Below are 17,455 nucleotides of genomic sequence, written 5' to 3'. Positions count from 1 at the left end.
TGTTTTACAGCCATGTTTTTAAGAAACCGATCGCTTTATGCCTCATTCCGGCTGTCTCGAAGTGCCCTGAATGAGAGCGAAACACTTCATAGCGTTCACCGGCGCCTTTTTCTTTATACACATCGGACAGCTTTTCTTCAATGAGGTCAATTCCTTGAACTGGCGTTAGTTTATCTGCGGTTCCGACCAGGCTTAAATGGGGCCTTGGAGCGATCAGGCTTTCGATTTGAGCGGTTGAAAAGTGCTTGACCAGCCCTGGAACATACGAATAGAGATTGTGACGGTCCAAATTCTGCGTCTTGATTAATGTTTCGCTGTCCACCTGCGCGCATATATCAACGCATACGCTGACCCGTTCATCCAATGCAGCAGTCCACCAGGCCATCAGACCACCCATCGACATGCCGAGTGAAGCGATGCGGCTTTCGTCTGTGTCCTCACGCATGCTCAGGTAATCGATGGCTCTGATGCTGTCGAAGACCATCATTCCCCACATCACCCGTCCTGTCCAAAGCATTTCTTTAAATATCTCACTCTCCGTTTTGCCCCGCCTGTCTCCGAAAGCCCAATGGTCAATCGCAAGCACGGAAAATCCCAAGGCCGTCAATTCCTCGGCGAACGGCGGCGTTTGCAAGTAATCCGCTCCTTCAATCAGCTCCTCCTTCCCCCTTTCGTAACGTCCTCCGTGTGAATGACAGTAAAGCACGGCCGGCCGCTTGCCGTTCATCTGTTTCGGTTTTGCAAAATAGGCCGGTACCGCTTCAATTCCATTTAAATCAAGCAAAAGCGTTTCAAGAATAAAAGATGACTTTTCTTCAATTTTAAGAGTACTCACATCAATGCTTTTTTTCTCCGGCAAATCGCCGAGCAGTTTGAAAAGTTGACTGCGCATCGTGTTCCCCTTTCTTTTTTCCGTTTGATTCATTAATACGATTTGAAAGGGCGTTTTACCTTTTTCCAGATGATAAGTTGACGGAAGTTCACCACAAACAAGGCGCTGGTCAGCATGATAAACAGTAATATCCAGGGTGATGAAAACAAAAGAAGCAGCGAGAAGCACCCCATGAGAAAGAGGCAGCCTATTTTGTAAACGCGACCGGACAGCAGCTTGTAAGCAGCGGCAAGACCGCACAGCGAGTTGCAGATGAAAAAGGCGTTTGCGATCAGGACCAGTGTCTCAACATTAAGAAAGTGAAACATCAGGCAGACAAAAACGACGGTATGAATGAAAAACATAAGCCCCAGTGCTGCCATCGGCTGATTTCCCCTTGATCTGCGGGCAAACAGCCCGCCGGCCTGCGATGCCACCAGCCTGGCTGCTCCGCCTGTCACCTGAAAATAAGCGCACATGCAGAGAACAGCGGTGAGCACAGCGATCACCGGCAATGCAAAAGATCCGAACAACGGCGTCAGCATCATCGCCAGCTTCAATTGTCCGTTTGCGAAGAACCCCGGATCAATCCATTGAACAGCTGCCGCAGTCGCCACATATATGAGCGTTACCGTCAGGCTGCTGATCACGACGGCCCGGGGAATCGTTTTCCCGCGGTTTTTCACTTCCATGCTGTAGTTGCCGACGATTTCCCATCCGACTAATGCCCAGAACAGCAGCAGCAATCCGCGGCCAAAATCGGCAAACTGAAATGTTCCGTCTACGAGCGGCCCCTCACGAAAGTAAGGCACAGAAGCTGCGCTGCTTCCAAACAGAATGAGGGCCGCGGCAGTGGAAAAAATGAGTGCAACCATGCCGACAAATGAAAGATTAAAGCAAAGGACTACCATACAAAAGATAAAAAAAATGAAGCCGTACAGTTCAGCAGGAAATGCCGTGCCGGCCGCAAGAGAATGAATATATTCGCCGGCCGTCATTAATACGGCGGCGGGGCCGAAGCTCGCAGCCATGATAAAATAAAAGACTGCCAACTTTTTAACACGGGAACCGAACGCTTTTTCAGCCGCATAAGCAATCCCGGCATCATTCGGATACTCGACGCTCAATCTGGCAAAAATCCAGGCAAATAAAAAACCGATTCCCAACATCAACAGCCATGCAAAAATCGCATAGTCCCCCGCTGTCTGATGAATCATCGGCGGCAGCAGAATGATTCCCGACCCTAAAATAGGCCCCGTCATCAGCCCGCTTAATAATAAAGGGCCAAGCTTTTTTTCTCTCATACTGATACAATCCTTTCGCAAAGTCGTTTAAAATGATTGTAATCTTGTTTAATTCATCAGTAAAATAGATATTATCGATCTGCAACTTCGAATTTTTCGATATAAAATAAAAGGGAGATGGACGAGATGGAGATCCGACATTTGAAAACATTCAAAACCATCGTGGATATCGGCGGTTTTACCCGTGCTGCCGATTATTTGGGATATGCGCAGTCCACTGTGACTTCGCACGTTCAAGCAATCGAACAAGAATTAAGAAAGCCGCTGTTCTACAGGCTGGGGAAAAAAATGATGCTGACAGAAGCAGGAAAACACCTTCTCCCTTATGCCGCAGAAATGGTTGAACTGTATGAAAAAGCGAGGCACATTCCGGAAAACGACCAGGAGCCGTCGGGAAACTTGATCATCGGCGCCTCGGAATCTTTAACGGTTTACAGATTGCCTGCCATTCTTCACGAATTTACTAACAAATATCCGCAGGTCACGGTCACATTAAAGTCTTCCACGTGCTGGCAGCTGAGAGATGAATTGAAGCAGGGAAAAATCGATGTCGCTTTTCTTTTGGACAACGATCGGAAAGAAAACGACCTTCATGTTGAAAAGCTGGTCAATGAGCCGATGGTGTTCATCTTTCCAAAGGAACACCCGGCAGGACAAAAGGCCCTTGATGATTTGACTTTTACCGCAAATGAAACGTTTTTATATACGGAGCACGGCTGCAGCTACCGTGATTTTTTTGAGGAGTATTTACGTCAAAGGGGAGTCATTGCCGACCATACGATGGAGTTTTGGAGTGTCGAAGCAATTAAACAGTGCGTGATGTGCGGTTTGGGCGTATCCCTTCTTCCTTTGATCACAACGCGCACTGATATCGAAGAAGGAAAGCTTCAGGGCACGCTTGTCCGCGACGCCCTGTTTTCCACTCAAATGGCTTATCATAAAAACAAATGGCTTTCTCCTGCAATGGCGGCTTTTACAGATATCGTCCGCACGAAAGCAAGAGACTGGGCACAGGCATAACGTTCCTATATCTAAATGCCTTCGGTATTCATCAGCACGATCCGCCAGCCGTCCGGATCTTCCACTGTTGCTCCTTTGTCCTTCCAATACGGATTTTCAGGCGGCACTTCGTGATGGCCCATGTCAGCGAGCCTTTTTAAAATACTCTTGATTTCCTTCTGATCAGGAATATAAAAGACGAGCAGATTGTCTTTGGTCGGTGCCGGACAAGGGCTGCCTCCGATATGGGAGGTGAATTCAAGGTGATATTGGACATTCGGCAGGCCGAACATGACGCCATGATACCCTTGATGTCCGGAAAAACCGCCAAGCTTTTTCAGGCCGAGCCCCTTTTCGTAAAACGCAACGATTTCGTCAAAACGGTCTGTAGGCCGGGCGATTCTGACCTGTACGGCGGAAAAATCGGAAAAATGCATCTTAATCATCTCCTTTTTTCCCATTTTAAGCGGTCACGGATCATTTGAAACGAAGCGAAAGGCTGAAATATTTTCATCCTTTCGGCGGAATGACAGGGCTTTCAGATTATTAACAAAATCCCAAAACACTTTTAGTTTTGGGATTTTGTCATCCTTTGTCCCGCAATCCTTGCAGTCTGGGAAAGCCGAGCATCGGAGCGGTCTTTGATGACGGCGGTGTTCAGTCAGGCGCCCGGGCGGTTAGCCGCCTGATCTTTCCTCCTATCGTAAGCACCGGCTTAGCAGGCCTGCCAACGAATGCGCGGGTTTGTCGGCACGCTGAAAAGCCCCTTCGGATTGAAGGGGCTTTTCCATTAATTTGCGACAATATTTACAAGCTTTCCAGGTACAGCAATCACTTTTCTGATCGTTTTTCCTTCGAGCTGTTCTTTTACTTTTTCATTGTTTTTCGCCAGCTCTTCAAGCTGTTCTTTGTCGGCGTCGGCTGGAACGTTCAGCTTCGCTTTCACCTTTCCGTTCAGCTGAACGACGATTTCGACTTCGTCATCAACGAGCTTTGCTTCATCATAGACAGGCCATGCTTCATACGTGATCGTTTCCTCATGTCCAAGTCGGCTCCACAGCTCTTCAGCCAAGTGAGGCGCAACAGGAGACAGCAATTTCACGAAGCCTTCCATGTATTCTTTCGGAAGCTGATCAGCTTTATATGCTTCATTGATGAAGACCATCAGCTGAGAAATACCTGTATTGAAGCGCAGACCTTCGAAATGGTCTGTTACTTTCATGACCGTTTCGTGGTAGACGCGCTCAAGCGTTTCGCCGGCTCCTTCAACGATCTTCTCGTTTAACCTGCCATTGTCATCGATGAACAGACGCCATACGCGGTCAAGGAAGCGGCGGGCGCCGTCAAGTCCTGTCGTTGACCAGGCGATCGATGCATCCAAAGGCCCCATGAACATTTCGTACAGCCGGAGCGTGTCCGCACCATGAGTCTCCACTATTTCGTCCGGATTGACGACATTGCCTTTGGATTTGCTCATTTTTTCGTTGTTTTCACCAAGAATCATTCCTTGGTTATAAAGCTGTTTGAACGGCTCTTTCGTCGGAACGACCCCGATGTCATAAAGGAATTTATGCCAGAAGCGCGCATACAATAAGTGAAGAACGGCGTGTTCCGCACCTCCGATATACATATCGACAGGAAGCCATTCCTGTAATTTTTCAGGGGAAGCCAGTTCGTTCGGGTTTTTCGGATCGATGTAGCGCAGGAAGTACCAGCAGCTTCCCGCCCATTGCGGCATCGTATTCGTTTCGCGTCTTCCCTTTTTGCCTGTTTCAGGGTCTGTCACTTCCACCCATTCTTTAATGTTCGCAAGAGGGGACTCACCCGTTCCGCTCGGTTTGATTTCCGACGTTTTCGGCAAGATCAGCGGCAGCTCTTCTTCAGGAACCGGAGTCGATGTGCCGTCTTCCCAATGGATGACCGGGATCGGCTCGCCCCAGTAGCGCTGACGGCTGAACAGCCAGTCGCGGAGGCGGTATGTTACCTTTTTCTCGCCCTTCCCGTTTTCCTCAAGCCACTGAATCATTTTTTCGATCGCAGCCGCTTTATCAAGGCCGTTCAGAAAATCTGAATGGATGTGTTCGCCGTCGCCTGTATAAGCTTCTTTCTCAACATCTCCGCCTTTGACGACTTCTTTGATCGGCAGCCCGAATGCTGATGCGAATTCGTGGTCCCGCTCATCATGGGCAGGGACGGCCATGACCGCTCCGGTTCCGTATGTAGCCAAGACATAGTCCGCGATCCAGACCGGAATTTTTTCCCCGTTTGCCGGATTGACGGCATAAGCACCTGTGAAGACGCCTGTCTTTGTTTTGGCAAGGTCTGTCCGCTCCAAGTCGCTCTTTGATTGAACTTCTTCGATATAGGCGTCGACCGCGTCTTGCTGTTCAGGCGTCGTGATTTTTTGAACCAAATCGTGCTCCGGAGCCAAAACGGCATATGTGGCACCGAATAATGTATCAGGCCGCGTTGTGAAAACCGTAAACGTTTCGTCTGTGCCGTCGACCGCAAAATGAACATGCGCCCCTTCGGAACGGCCGATCCAGTTGCGCTGCATCTCTTTGATGCTTTCCGGCCAGTCGAGTTCTTCCAGATCTTCAAGCAGACGGTCGGCATAAGCGGTAATCTTCAGCATCCACTGCTTCATTGGACGGCGTTCTACAGGATGGCCGCCGCGTTCGCTTTTGCCGTCGATGACTTCTTCATTGGCAAGAACGGTTCCAAGCGCAGGACACCAGTTTACAGGGACTTCATCTACATAAGCGAGACCTTTTTCGTAAAGCTTTAAGAAAATCCACTGCGTCCATTTATAGTAGTCCGGATCTGTTGTATTGACTTCTCTGTCCCAGTCATACGAAAAGCCGAGCGCTCTGATCTGGCGGCGGAAGTTGTCAATGTTCTGCTCGGTAAAGACGGCAGGATCGTTTCCCGTATCCAGCGCATATTGTTCCGCAGGAAGCCCGAATGCATCCCAGCCCATCGGATGGAGGACATTGTACCCTTGCATCCGTTTCATGCGGGACAAAATGTCAGTTGCCGTATAGCCTTCAGGGTGTCCGACGTGAAGGCCTGCGCCTGACGGATACGGAAACATGTCCAATGCATAAAATTTCGGTTTGGATTTATCTTCACGCGTGGCGAACGTTTTATTTTTAAGCCAATAGTCCTGCCACTTTTTCTCAATTGTTTGATGGTCAAAACTCAATTGTAAAAACCTCCTTTGAATATGAGTACGGCTTCTTTGTATTCAAGTATGGACGGGACTGGCAGCGTTATATTCAGATTATTCTAAAATCAAAAAAACTCTCCCATCCCTAAGAAGGGACGAGAGATTTCCCGCGGTACCACCCTTGTTAGTGTGCATGGGGCACACTCACTTGATATCTGTAACGCAGATACGCGGCAGCAGCTCATCACTGCTGCAACTCTGAGGCGAGTTCGGAAGCTCATTTGATTGACTTTCACCAGCCGTCAACTCTCTGAAACAAAATGGGCTTCTTACTGCTCCTCTTCACTGTTCTTGCCGTAACCGTAATCTTATCTGTATTTTATAGAATTCTGTTCATAAGTGCAAGCAGGTTTGTATACAATGGGAATGTGCTGAAAAAAGGGTAAGAGTGAGGATCTTAATCGTGTGGAGATTTGTTTTGCCGTTCGGAGTTCTGTACATTTGCCTGCTGTTCTCTGACAAAGTCAAAGCTTCTCAATACAGCTTCACCGCCGTAGCCGGCAATGATCGATAACACGACAAGCTGAATTCCAGAATCAGGTTCCGCAGATAAAACAAGCAAAATAGAAGCAACCATTCCGACAAGAATATCTTCAAAAAATCCAAGGTAAATGAATCGTTTCGTTGTTCTCGGTTTCTCGAGGCGCCCTCTTTTTTTAACGTGCCCGAGAACCCCCATAATCCCTCCAATCAAACAAGCAACCAAAACTTGATGCAGCATCTTCATCACCTTCCTAAAGCCCTTAGTTTAGTCAAGCGACTTCAGGCCATCGAGCAGCCCCCCTAGACCCCTTGCGATGATATTCGATACTACCATACAGAAAATGTGTTCTGTCTGAGAAGAAAAAAAGCTTGTTTCTTCCATTATATGTGAAGATTTGGTTGATAATCTTGATTCCTTCGATTCATTTTCATATAATTACAATTACCTATTTTTTCTATAACACTTATGCATCTGATTGAGCGGAGAGCTGCTTTTCCTTCCTGTCGTATAAAAACGCCGTTCCTATTGCGAACAGCAGCAATACGAGCAGAACCGCGAGCAAAAGCTGCATATTGAAATAATCAACCAGCATTCCGCCAAAAAGCGGCCCGATCATTCTTCCGCCGGTCGCCATACTGTTGACAAACCCTTGATAAAACCCTTCTTTTCCCCTCGGAGCGAGACGGTTGGCGATTGTCGGCACAGCCGGCCATACAAGCATTTCGCCAATGGTTAGCACAACCATCGCGGCAAGAAACGCCGGAAACCGTTCAGCGCCAAACAAAATTCCGTATGCCATCATAAAAATGACAAATCCGATGACGATTTGGTTTTTCAGCGATTCGGCAAACCGTTTCACAAAAAAACCGATCAGCGGCTGACCGAAAACAATGAGCGCCCCGTTCACTGTCCAAAGTACGCTGTACTGCCCAAGAGATATCCCCAGCTCCTGGGTGTGTGAAGCGATGGTCGAGGACCATTGCGAATAAGCGACCCAGCCGAGCAGGTAGCCCGTACATATAACCAAAAGCGCGGAGAATCTAGATTTCCCGCTGACTGAATCGGCATGATCCAAAACAGAAGACTGCATGGCTTTTTCAGACCGGATGCGTCTAAATCCGAAAATCGCAATCAAGAAAAAGACGGCATATAGCATCGCATTCGCCAGAAAAACATACGTAAATGAAAAAGACGCGACAATTCCGCCGAGCGCTGAACCAACTGCCACCCCTGCATTTTGCGCCACGTATACAGCATTGAACGGCTTTCTGCCGCCTTCCGGCCAAACCGAGCCGGCCATTGCATAGCATGCCGGAAACACGATCCCTGATCCAAAACCGGCCAATGTTAAGAAAAGAATGTATTGGAACCACTCATGAAAAAAGACGAGGCCTGAAAGGCTCGCAAACGTGATCACAATTCCAAGTACGACCGTTTTAAATCCGCCGATTTTATCGAATAAATATCCTCCGAACAGGTTGCCCAGCACATTTGCCCCTGAGTTCAGCATCAGCACAAATCCGGCCGCTGTCAGCGACTTTCCCAAATGCTGATGGATATAGATGGTATTCAGCGGCCATAAAAAAGATGCCCCTGTGACATTGATAAACATTCCGATGACCAAAAGCCATAATGTGCGCGGCATAGCGTTTCCTTCTTTCTCTTTAGCATTCCCTCTAGATTCTATTCGTTTTGCCCATTTTTTTCAATTGACACGATTTCGATTTTCAACATAAAAAACCCCCTTTTTAAAGGGGGAATTTTTTTATGATTGCGTCATCCATTTTGGCTTTCCGAAACCGGCGAATTCCCGATCGATCGCATCTTCGAAAGCTTTGGATTTTACCGCTTCTTTGAGATCTTTGGCGAATGGCTTGTCTTTGTTTTTTTCATCCACTACCACTTGATTGCGGTAGCGGTCAGGCATGTTCTCAAGCGCCAGCGCGTCCTGCAGCTTCATATTAGCGGAGAGAGCGAAATTACCCGGGACAGCCGCGATATCCAGGTCATCGACCGCTCTTGGAAGATTGGCGGATTCAAGCTGTTTAAATGTCAGCTTTTTCGGATTTTCCGCAATATCCTGCACAGAGGCTTTCAATGTGTCGACATCGCTTTTCAGCCGAATCAGCCCCTGATCCTGGAGCGTTAAAAATGCCCTGGCGGCATTGGCCGGATCGTTTGGAACAGCCACTTCCGCCCCGTTTTTGACATCGTTCAAGTCGTTATATTTGGCAGAATAGAGACCCATCGGAGCGGTCGGCACAGAAATGAGTGCAGCAAGATGTTTATTGTTTTCTTGATTGTATGATTTCATAAAAACCTCATGCTGAAACAAATTGGCGTCGAGTTCGCCTTCGCTTAACGCCGTGTTCGGCTGTACATAGTCGGTGAATTCGACCACTTTAACTTTGTAGCCTTTTTTCTCAAGTTCAGGCTGAATCGCTTTTTTGACCATATCATAATACGGTCCTGCAGTAGCGCCTATTTTGATCGTTTTACCATCGCTTTCGGCATTGTTTCCGCATGCGGCCAGAAGCGCCAGGCTCAAGGCCAGTCCCAGCACGGAAGTCCATTTTAATATCTTGTTCATGTACATCTCCTCCTCCAAAATAAAAAAAACTCTTTCAGCGCCTGAAAGAGTTGTTCAACTTATCTTTCAGAATGCGCCTGACATTCTGCTGGATTTAGCACCTTGCTCTGCTGCAGGTTGCTGAGATTTCGCCGGGCCAGTCCCTCCATCTCTCTTTATAAGCTGCATATTCAGTTTTTTAAATGATTTCTTTATTTTACGTTTGAATATTTAGATTTGCAAGAAGTTTTTTGGTATAAACATTTTTTTCTTTTTAAGCTAAAATATAGTTATCAAACACGAAAGGAGACGAATCATGGAATCTATCATGCTGATCGGGTTTTTATCCTTTATTTTTTCCATCTGCTATCTTGTATTTCATTTGATCAGAAGAATCTTTTCTCCAGGCAAAAGGTTTTCCAGAAAACTCTTTTATCCTTGTTTTGCAGGCGGACTTCTCCTCCTGATCATCTCTGCGCCTTATTACAGTGAGGAAACATATGCCGTCGATGAGACAAAAACAGAGGACCTGACAACCGAGCTTCAGGAACTGAAAACTGAACACAGCGCTGTACAAAAGGAGCAAACCGCATTAAAGCAGCAGCTCAATCAAGCAAACGAAAAACTGAAGGCAGCCAAAACGGAGAATGACACATTAAAAAAAGAAAACGAAAAACTGATAAAAGAAAAAGACTCGCTTACGAAAAAAACAAAATCGCTGTCAGAAAAACTGGCTAAGGCTGAAGAAAAAAGCGGCAGTACCGAAGCCACTGTAAAAGAAAAGAACGCCACCGCTCAGGCCGGAACGTCACACAGCGCGTCCGCCCCTAAGAAAAACAGCGGTGAAAGCAAACAAGAGTGCAAAATCAAAGGAAGCGTCAACCATATTTATCATACACCAGGAAGTACATATTATGACCGCACGAAAAACGTCGCTCGCTGGTTCTGCACAGAACAGGAGGCGCGTGATGCGGGGTACAGACCTCCGAAACGTTAAAAAAGCCGGCATACCGCCGGCTTTCAGATTGTTGACAAAATCCCAAAACGGCTCTTAGTTTTGGGATTTTGTCATCCTTTCAGCGTGACCCCCAACCCTTGCAGTCTAGGAAGGCCGAGCATCGGAAGCTGACTTTCACAGGATGTGATGACGGCGGCATTCAGGCAGGACGCCTGGGCGGTTAGCCGCCGATCCTTCTCCTATTCGTGAGCACCGACGCGCAGGCCTGACAACGAATGCGAGGGTTTGTCGACACGCTGAAAGCCGGCATACCGCCGGCTTTTTTCTTAAAGCTCTCTTCTTAATGCTGTCAGCACGTTCGTTCTTGTCGCTTTAATGGCCGGATTCAGGCCTGAAAGAATGGCGACGCCTGCACTGATCAAGGTGGCGATGAGTACAAGACTGACCGGAATATGCGAGAAGGTGATGCTGAGCTCTGCCGCACTCGCTTCTCCTTCTGAAACCGATGATAAAATGACAGGAATAATCTTGTTCACTAAAAAGCTGACACCGTATGAAATGATAATACCTAAAACAGATCCTAAAATACCGATATAGGCGCTTTCCAGCAGGAACATTCGGCGGATCACATTCGGGCTGGCCCCGATCGCTTTCATAATCCCGATTTCCTGCGTCCGTTCTGTAACCGCCATTGTCATCGTGTTGAAAATCCCGATGGCTGAAATCAAAACGGCAATGACTCCGACAAAGATCAGACCGATTTTAAAAGCCATGAAAAACAGATTGATGCTTTCGAGCTTTTTCGTTATTGAATCGACGTAGTAGCCTTTATCCTCCAAATCTGTTGTCAGCTGTCCGACATGTTCAAAGTTATCCGCGTAAACCGAGAGCGTTTTTTCAATCATACCGCTGTCTTTTTCCGCCGTCAGAAAGCCGGTGATGTCTTTTTTCATGTCATCGCTGACATAGACTAATGAATCGCTTGCCCATTCATAAGAAGGTTTTTTCGTCACTCCGACAACTTTCATATCGTATGTTTTCGCTTTCCCTTCTTCTCCTGTTTTTTCATCCATTTTTGAGATCTTTAATTCAATTGTTTTGCCGAGAATATCTTCTGCGTATCCTTTCGGTTCTTTTACTTCCTCGGCGTTATTTTCCATCTGTTTTTCATAAGCTTGGGCTTCTTTTTTCGTCCAGAGGTTCTTCCCGAAATGGTAGCCGACGACGATTTCATTCGGTGTTTTCGCTACGCGGCCGCGATCGAGTTTGATATTGGCTTTTTGCTCGGCGGCCATGTCGGTAATTAAGACATACTGAATTTGATTGTTTGTCCTATTGCCCAACTTTGCTTCAGCAGGTGCGAACACCTGCGTGCGCTCGATAATTGCGGACACATCTTTGCGATTTTCAAACTCTTTCAAGTCTTTCTTTTGAACTTTCTGATCGCTCTTTCCTTCTTTTCCGACAACCTGAATTTCAGTGACAATCTGTTCTTTCATCAGCTGTTCAGTCATCGATTTTTGCAGTCCGAATCCGACCGATGCGAGCACGATTAAAAACGCGCAGGCCACCGTTGTTGCGAGAATGGTCATGAATACACGCAGGCGGTTTTTCTTCATATTTCTTCTAATGAACTTCAACTGATCCTTAAACTTCAACAGTCTCTTCCCCCTTCTCTAATACGCCGTCAGATAACTGAAATTTCGTTTTGGCGATCGATGCCACCTCGTCATCGTGCGTGATGATGACGAATGTAATACCGCGCTCCCTGTTCAGCTGCCGAATGAATTCGAGGATTTCCTGCTCTGTTTCGGAATCGAGGCTTCCGGTCGGTTCGTCGGCTAAAATGATTGACGGATTCAAAATCAAAGCGCGGGCGATGCTGACGCGCTGCTGCTGTCCGCCTGAAAGCTCATTCGGATAGTGTCCGGCGTGGCTTTCAAGGCCGACGCGGTGAAGCATCTCATTGACGCGCTGCTTCCGCTCAGACGGATGAACACCTTTTAAAGTCAGAGGCAGTTCGATGTTTTCGTAAGTCGTCAAGCTCGGAATCAGCTGAAAACTTTGAAAGATGAAGCCGAAATGTTCAAGCCTGAATGCCGCCCATTCTTTTTCGCTGTACTTTGTGACATCCGTACCGTCAATGACGATCTTACCTTTTGTCGGGGCGATATAGCCGGAAATCAAGTTCAACAGCGTCGATTTTCCGGAACCGCTCCGTCCGACAATGCAGGCGATTTCGCCTTTTTCAACGGTAAGCGAGACATCCTTTAACACTTTAATTTCATTTTCCCTCCCCTTTTTGCCGACTTTAAATGAGTGGTGAATATGCTCTACACTGATCATTTGTAAATCTCCTCTCCATTATGGATTACAGCTGTTTTATTTTTTTGAAAATCAAGAAGTAACTGATTAAGAATCCGACTGCCGAACCGATCAACATACCGAAGATATAGCTGAACAGGCTAGAAGAAGTGGCTGCGCCGAATCCCCAGATGCCAAATAAAATCACGAGAATTTGAATCGGGCGATCCATTTTTCTCCAGAGAAAAAAATGTCCGTTCCGTTCAAGCTGCTGTTTGATAAAGCAAAAATAGCCGATTATATAAAACAAGATCCCCATGACCAGCGGAATCAACAGCGTAAAGGCCAAGCCGCCGTTATGGACGCCGAAACCGTCGAGGTACACAATCGGCGTTATATAATTTAAAAAATATGAATCCTGAGAAAATAAAGCAGAATTAACCCCAAAGAAACTCATGATAATCTGCAAGTTTGCCATCGGAAGGCCGATCAGCAAATAAGGCAGAATCGACGTTGAAAAAGCAACAATCATCTGGGCCAGCGGATTGCCGGTCATCGCGCCCGCCGCCATGACAAGCGAGTAGACCATAAAGCAGAATATGACCGATCCGATAAAATACTCGTGAAAGTTGACGACGTCAACCTTATACAAAACAACTAAGGCATAAGATAACAAGTAAGATAATAGCTGGGCTGTTAAAAGAATTGTAATACCCAAGAAATATTTCGTATTGAAAATGATGCCTCGCCTATAAGGGAGCCCGAGTGTGAAATCAAGCGTTCCTCTGCTCCGTTCAAACCCGATCTGGCTGAGTGCAAGCGCGACTCCGCCAATCCAGAACATTCTCATGACCCCGCTTATCTCATAATCTTTATATAAAACGCACTCTATATCGGGAAATTTTTTCCGTTCCGCAAGACATCCTTGATACTGAAAATAATCATTTAAAATCGAAAACGGTTCACTCAGCATCACCGCTGCAAACACAACTAAAAAAATCCAGAAATGCTGTTTCCACTCTTTATATAAAAGTCCGCGGTCTACCATCTTCGCTTACCTCCATACTTCGCGATGAATACTTCCTCAAGACTGACCGGAAGCTCGTTCCAAACTTTCGGAGACAAACTTTTTAGAAATTGTTTGCTCACATCGTCTGCTTTCGGAATCAACACCGTATAAAACACGCCGGTGTGATCCAAAACAGGGATTTCCCTTTCCCTGATTTTCAAATTGACATCTTCTTCAAATGCCATTTGGATTTTAATAAAATCGCCTTTCAGTTCATCAAGATCCATGATGTTCGACAATGTATTGTCTTCGAGAAAACCGATTCGGTTGCACATTCTTTCAATATCCTCAAGCCGGTGGGATGTGATGAGAATCGTCGTGTTGTTTTCAGCCACTTCATCGACCATCAGCTGGAGAACATCTTGTCTTGTGACGGCATCAATGCCGTCTGTCGGTTCATCGAGCAGGATGACCGCCGGCCGGATCGCAAATGACAAGATCAGCGACATTTGCTTTTTCAATCCTGTAGACAATTCCCTGTACTTTTTTGTTTCGGGAATATCGTAGCGGTTCATTAATTCATTAGCGTATGTAACATCAAAGTCAGGATAAATGTTTCGCAAAATATTGACGAGCTGTTTGTAATTGTATTTTTCGAAATAGGTGTTTTGAACGGGCATATAGACGATATTGCGCTTGACGAGCGGATGGTCCTTCACCTTGACGCTGCCGAAGTAGATATCTCCCTCATCAGGCAGCAGGATTTGCTGAATCAGGCGGAGAAGCGTCGTTTTCCCTGAGCCGTTTCTGCCGAGCAGTCCGAAAATCTCTCCTTCCTCAAGCTTAAAGGAGATGTTTTTGAGTATTTGTTTTCCGTCAATCGTTTTTGATACAGATTTGAGCTCAATCATTCACTTCCCCTCCTCTCACTTCTTCGTCGATTTCCGCCATCCACTCCTGCAGCTTTTTAGTGTCGATCCCAGCGTAATGCGCATCGATGATCAGCTGCTTTAACTGCTCTTTAATCATCGCAATCTTCCCTTCATCAAGCGTAACTTTCGCGTTTTCTGAAATATACGTTCCTCTCCCCCTCAACGTTTCAATTATTCCTTCCCGTTCAAGTTCTTTATAGGCTTTGCTGACAGTATTCGGGTTTGCAATGATAATGGTTGCAAGCTCTCTGACAGAAGGAAGTTTATCTCCAGGCTTGATTATCCCTTTTAAGCAAAGCTCTTTCATCTGCTGGATAATCTGCTCATAGATCGGGGTAGAGCTTCTCGGATCGATTTGAATCATCTATCTCCCTTCTTTCTCGTTCAATCTCAGGTCATTCACTTTTAAAAAAACACGTATCCCAAATTTTCTTGAATTATAAAGCCCAGCTTCGCAAGAACAAACAAGAACGAACAGGCAATGATAAACGCCACGACCACCATCGGCGTTATTTTTTTATGTTTATCACTCATGAGTATTACTCCTTTACATGTGTGTGTTAATTGTATTACTCGATATAGTACACCTAATACATTAAATACATCGTCCTTTTTTGTCAATCACTTTTTTTCAAAAAAATGAACCCTTCAAAAAGGGTTCATCTTTCATACGATCTCTGCAGAATCATATTGTTTTGAAGGGTTTGCAGCTGAAGCCTTTTGCGGTGAATTTCCTCCCTTTGTTGCTCATTGGCAAACAGCGAAAGCTTGTTTAATTCATTGACCGCGTTTTCAAGCATCAGCTGCGCATCGCTGTACTCTGTCTCATTGTAATGTTCCTGCCTGCTTGCAGTTTCAAATTGAGATAAAGCATAATCATAAGCATCTTCGCTTCTTTGGATGTGCTCTCCGACGGATTGTCTTGTAGCCAAAGAAAACCCCTCCTTAATGGAAAAATCCATCGTGATTAGTTTGGCCATCACAGCCGTGATCATTGAAGAAAATAATTGGGAATCGGTTTGTTCTTATCGTGTTTATTTGCTACAATTTTAGGATGCGTGATACTAAAAGGAGGTCCTTTTGTTTGCATCAAAACAACCCTTTTCCATATACGAACAGTGAAAAACGATATCATACATGGAATTATCATTTACGAAATCATTTCGGTCATAAAGTGTTTAAAGTCGCCCTTGACGGAGGCTTTGACTGCCCGAATCGCGACGGCACGGTCGCACACGGCGGATGCACATTTTGCAGCGCCGCAGGGAGCGGAGACTTTGCGGGAAACCGAGCCGACGATCTGCTGACCCAATTTAATGAAGTCCGCGACAGAATGCATGAAAAATGGAAAGACGGCAAATACATGGCGTACTTTCAAGCATTTACGAATACGCACGCTCCTGTCAGCGTTCTTCGCGAAAAATACGAAACGGTCCTCGGCCTCGACGGCGTAGTCGGCCTTTCAATCGCAACCCGGCCGGACTGTCTTCCTGACGATGTTGTCGAATATCTTGCCGAGCTTAATGAACGAACATACCTCTGGGTGGAACTCGGCCTTCAAACCGTTCATGAACGGACGGCTGATTTGATCAACCGTGCCCATGATTTCGACTGCTATGTAGAAGGCGTGAACAAGCTGAGGAAACACGGTATCCGCGTCTGCTCTCACATCATTAACGGGCTGCCTCTCGAAGACCGCGGCATGATGATGGAAACCGCAAAAGCGGTCGCCGATTTGGATGTGCAGGGGATTAAAATCCATCTGCTTCACCTGTTAAAGGGAACGCCAATGGTGAAGCAGTATGAAAAAGGAAAATTAACGTTCCTTTCGCAAGATGATTATGTCCAGCTTGTTTGCGATCAGCTTGAAATTCTTCCGCCGGAAATGATCATTCACCGGATTACGGGTGACGGACCGATCGAATTGATGGTCGGACCGATGTGGAGCGTCAATAAATGGGAAGTCTTAAATGCCATCAATGGAGAACTGGAAAGGCGCGGCAGCTATCAGGGGAAATGGTTCAACAAAGAGAAAGAAGGCATCGCCACATGAAACTCAAGAAGATCCTCCCTTATGCGAAAGAACTGCTGAAAACAGCCGCAGGCGAAGGAGACATCGTCATTGATGCGACAATGGGAAACGGACATGATACGTATTTTTTAGCAGAACTTGTCGGTGAAAACGGACATGTCTATGCCTTTGATATCCAGGAAGAGGCGCTGATCCATACTGCGGAAAGGCTTGGAAACGAGTACAAAGACCGGGTGACATTGATTCAAAAAAGCCATGATGAGCTCATCACTTCGCTTCCTGACGACATCTCAGGCAAGGTGGCAGCAGCGGTGTTTAACCTCGGGTATCTTCCGGGAAGCGACAAATCGGTGACGACAAAAAGCGATTCAACCATCGCCAGCATCAAGCAGCTTCTCAAAATCCTGAAAAATGAGGGGCTGATCGTTCTGGTCGTCTACCATGGCCATCCCGAAGGAAAGCGGGAAAAGGACGCCCTGCTCGAATTTTGCACATCACTCGACCAAGATACTGCCCGCGCCCTCTGTTACCAATATTTAAACCAGCGAAACGATCCGCCTTTTATCATTGCGATTGAAAAGAAAATAGCGGCTCAAAAATGATATCTTGAAAATCCTCCATTAGGAGGATTTTTTTCATCCAAACATAATGTAAGCGATATCAAAATAAAATATAAGAAATTTTTCGCAATTTTCTAAAAAGAAAAGGTGTTTCACTCTTTGTCACGAAATTATTGAAAACTCATGTAAAATACGGAGGGATTT

Annotated in this window: 18 protein-coding genes, 1 riboswitch and 1 other annotated feature; of the genes, 4 read left to right on the top strand and 14 right to left on the bottom strand. The window is 46.2% G+C overall.

The window, feature by feature from the left end:
* Window positions 1-4: 4 nt before the first annotated feature.
* The gene (locus LQ247_RS17260; RefSeq protein ID WP_023855844.1) at window positions 5-892 is read right to left on the bottom strand and encodes a dienelactone hydrolase family protein; all 888 of its coding nucleotides are present in this window, start codon (window positions 890-892) and stop codon (window positions 5-7) included.
* Window positions 893-924: 32 nt separating this feature from the next.
* Window positions 925-2,175, bottom strand: a complete 1,251-nt coding sequence (locus LQ247_RS17255; RefSeq protein WP_095290793.1) for an APC family permease — start codon at window positions 2,173-2,175, stop codon at window positions 925-927.
* Between the two features lie 126 nt (window positions 2,176-2,301).
* Here LQ247_RS17255 and LQ247_RS17250 point away from each other — a divergent pair, with 126 nt between their 5' ends.
* Window positions 2,302-3,195 carry a LysR family transcriptional regulator gene (locus LQ247_RS17250; RefSeq protein ID WP_020452651.1) on the top strand — a complete coding sequence of 298 codons (894 nt, stop codon included), beginning with the start codon at window positions 2,302-2,304 and terminating at the stop codon, window positions 3,193-3,195.
* 11 nt (window positions 3,196-3,206) lie between these two features.
* Here the strand turns inward: LQ247_RS17250 and LQ247_RS17245 are convergent, their stop codons facing one another.
* From LQ247_RS17245 to LQ247_RS17225, 5 genes are all read right to left on the bottom strand, one after another.
* The gene (locus tag LQ247_RS17245) at window positions 3,207-3,611 is read right to left on the bottom strand and encodes a VOC family protein (protein WP_020452652.1); all 405 of its coding nucleotides are present in this window, start codon (window positions 3,609-3,611) and stop codon (window positions 3,207-3,209) included.
* Between the two features lie 353 nt (window positions 3,612-3,964).
* The gene (leuS, locus tag LQ247_RS17240; protein ID WP_231006340.1) at window positions 3,965-6,379 is read right to left on the bottom strand and encodes a leucine--tRNA ligase; all 2,415 of its coding nucleotides are present in this window, start codon (window positions 6,377-6,379) and stop codon (window positions 3,965-3,967) included.
* Window positions 6,380-6,491: 112 nt separating this feature from the next.
* Window positions 6,492-6,698 (bottom strand) — a binding site (T-box leader).
* A gap of 102 nt (window positions 6,699-6,800) precedes the next feature.
* Window positions 6,801-7,130: a DUF4257 domain-containing protein gene (locus LQ247_RS17235; RefSeq protein WP_016885609.1), complete on the bottom strand. Its 330-nt coding sequence runs from the start codon at window positions 7,128-7,130 to the stop codon at window positions 6,801-6,803.
* Between the two features lie 220 nt (window positions 7,131-7,350).
* Complete coding sequence (locus tag LQ247_RS17230) at window positions 7,351-8,532, bottom strand: MDR family MFS transporter (protein ID WP_105981155.1); 1,182 nt, start codon at window positions 8,530-8,532, stop codon at window positions 7,351-7,353.
* A 120-nt stretch (window positions 8,533-8,652) separates the two neighbouring features.
* Entirely contained in the window at window positions 8,653-9,477 is an 825-nt protein-coding gene (locus LQ247_RS17225) for a MetQ/NlpA family ABC transporter substrate-binding protein (protein ID WP_231006338.1), read from the bottom strand.
* A gap of 56 nt (window positions 9,478-9,533) precedes the next feature.
* Window positions 9,534-9,641, bottom strand: a riboswitch (SAM riboswitch).
* A 131-nt stretch (window positions 9,642-9,772) separates the two neighbouring features.
* On the opposite strand from LQ247_RS17225, the gene LQ247_RS17220 reads away from it, so the two are divergent.
* Entirely contained in the window at window positions 9,773-10,453 is a 681-nt protein-coding gene (locus tag LQ247_RS17220; protein ID WP_231006336.1) for a sunset domain-containing protein, read from the top strand.
* 287 nt (window positions 10,454-10,740) lie between these two features.
* On the opposite strand, the gene LQ247_RS17215 is transcribed toward LQ247_RS17220, so the two are convergent.
* The 7 genes from LQ247_RS17215 to LQ247_RS17190 form a co-directional block, all read right to left on the bottom strand.
* Window positions 10,741-12,072 carry an ABC transporter permease gene (locus LQ247_RS17215; RefSeq protein WP_105980016.1) on the bottom strand — a complete coding sequence of 444 codons (1,332 nt, stop codon included), beginning with the start codon at window positions 12,070-12,072 and terminating at the stop codon, window positions 10,741-10,743.
* Window positions 12,062-12,760 carry an ABC transporter ATP-binding protein gene (locus LQ247_RS17210; RefSeq protein ID WP_025810970.1) on the bottom strand — a complete coding sequence of 233 codons (699 nt, stop codon included), beginning with the start codon at window positions 12,758-12,760 and terminating at the stop codon, window positions 12,062-12,064. Before LQ247_RS17210 ends, LQ247_RS17215 begins: the two co-directional genes overlap by 11 nt.
* 25 nt (window positions 12,761-12,785) lie before the next feature.
* On the bottom strand, window positions 12,786-13,766 hold the full coding sequence (locus tag LQ247_RS17205; protein WP_231006334.1) for an ABC transporter permease subunit: 981 nt from the start codon (window positions 13,764-13,766) through the stop codon (window positions 12,786-12,788).
* Complete coding sequence (locus LQ247_RS17200) at window positions 13,760-14,638, bottom strand: ATP-binding cassette domain-containing protein (RefSeq protein ID WP_023855837.1); 879 nt, start codon at window positions 14,636-14,638, stop codon at window positions 13,760-13,762. Before LQ247_RS17200 ends, LQ247_RS17205 begins: the two co-directional genes overlap by 7 nt.
* Window positions 14,631-15,023 carry a GntR family transcriptional regulator gene (locus tag LQ247_RS17195; protein WP_003184565.1) on the bottom strand — a complete coding sequence of 131 codons (393 nt, stop codon included), beginning with the start codon at window positions 15,021-15,023 and terminating at the stop codon, window positions 14,631-14,633. The genes LQ247_RS17200 and LQ247_RS17195 overlap by 8 nt, the downstream gene beginning before the upstream one ends.
* A gap of 41 nt (window positions 15,024-15,064) precedes the next feature.
* On the bottom strand, window positions 15,065-15,193 hold the full coding sequence (locus tag LQ247_RS22080) for a hypothetical protein (protein ID WP_020452661.1): 129 nt from the start codon (window positions 15,191-15,193) through the stop codon (window positions 15,065-15,067).
* Between the two features lie 125 nt (window positions 15,194-15,318).
* Window positions 15,319-15,591 (bottom strand): YtzC family protein, encoded by a 273-nt coding sequence (locus LQ247_RS17190; protein ID WP_003184568.1) that lies wholly within the window; start codon window positions 15,589-15,591, stop codon window positions 15,319-15,321.
* 152 nt (window positions 15,592-15,743) lie between these two features.
* Between LQ247_RS17190 and LQ247_RS17185 the strand changes: the two genes are divergently transcribed.
* Window positions 15,744-16,712 carry a TIGR01212 family radical SAM protein gene (locus LQ247_RS17185; protein WP_075212784.1) on the top strand — a complete coding sequence of 323 codons (969 nt, stop codon included), beginning with the start codon at window positions 15,744-15,746 and terminating at the stop codon, window positions 16,710-16,712.
* Window positions 16,709-17,293 (top strand): tRNA (mnm(5)s(2)U34)-methyltransferase, encoded by a 585-nt coding sequence (locus LQ247_RS17180; RefSeq protein WP_023855833.1) that lies wholly within the window; start codon window positions 16,709-16,711, stop codon window positions 17,291-17,293. The genes LQ247_RS17185 and LQ247_RS17180 overlap by 4 nt, the downstream gene beginning before the upstream one ends.
* Window positions 17,294-17,455: the final 162 nt, after the last annotated feature.

Origin of the sequence: Bacillus sp. BS3(2021) (assembly GCF_021043345.1) — a bacterium.
Lineage (GTDB): Bacteria > Bacillota > Bacilli > Bacillales > Bacillaceae > Bacillus > Bacillus paralicheniformis.
The sequence above is the reverse complement of the archived record's forward strand: the minus strand, read 5'-3'. Positions and strand labels throughout refer to the sequence as shown.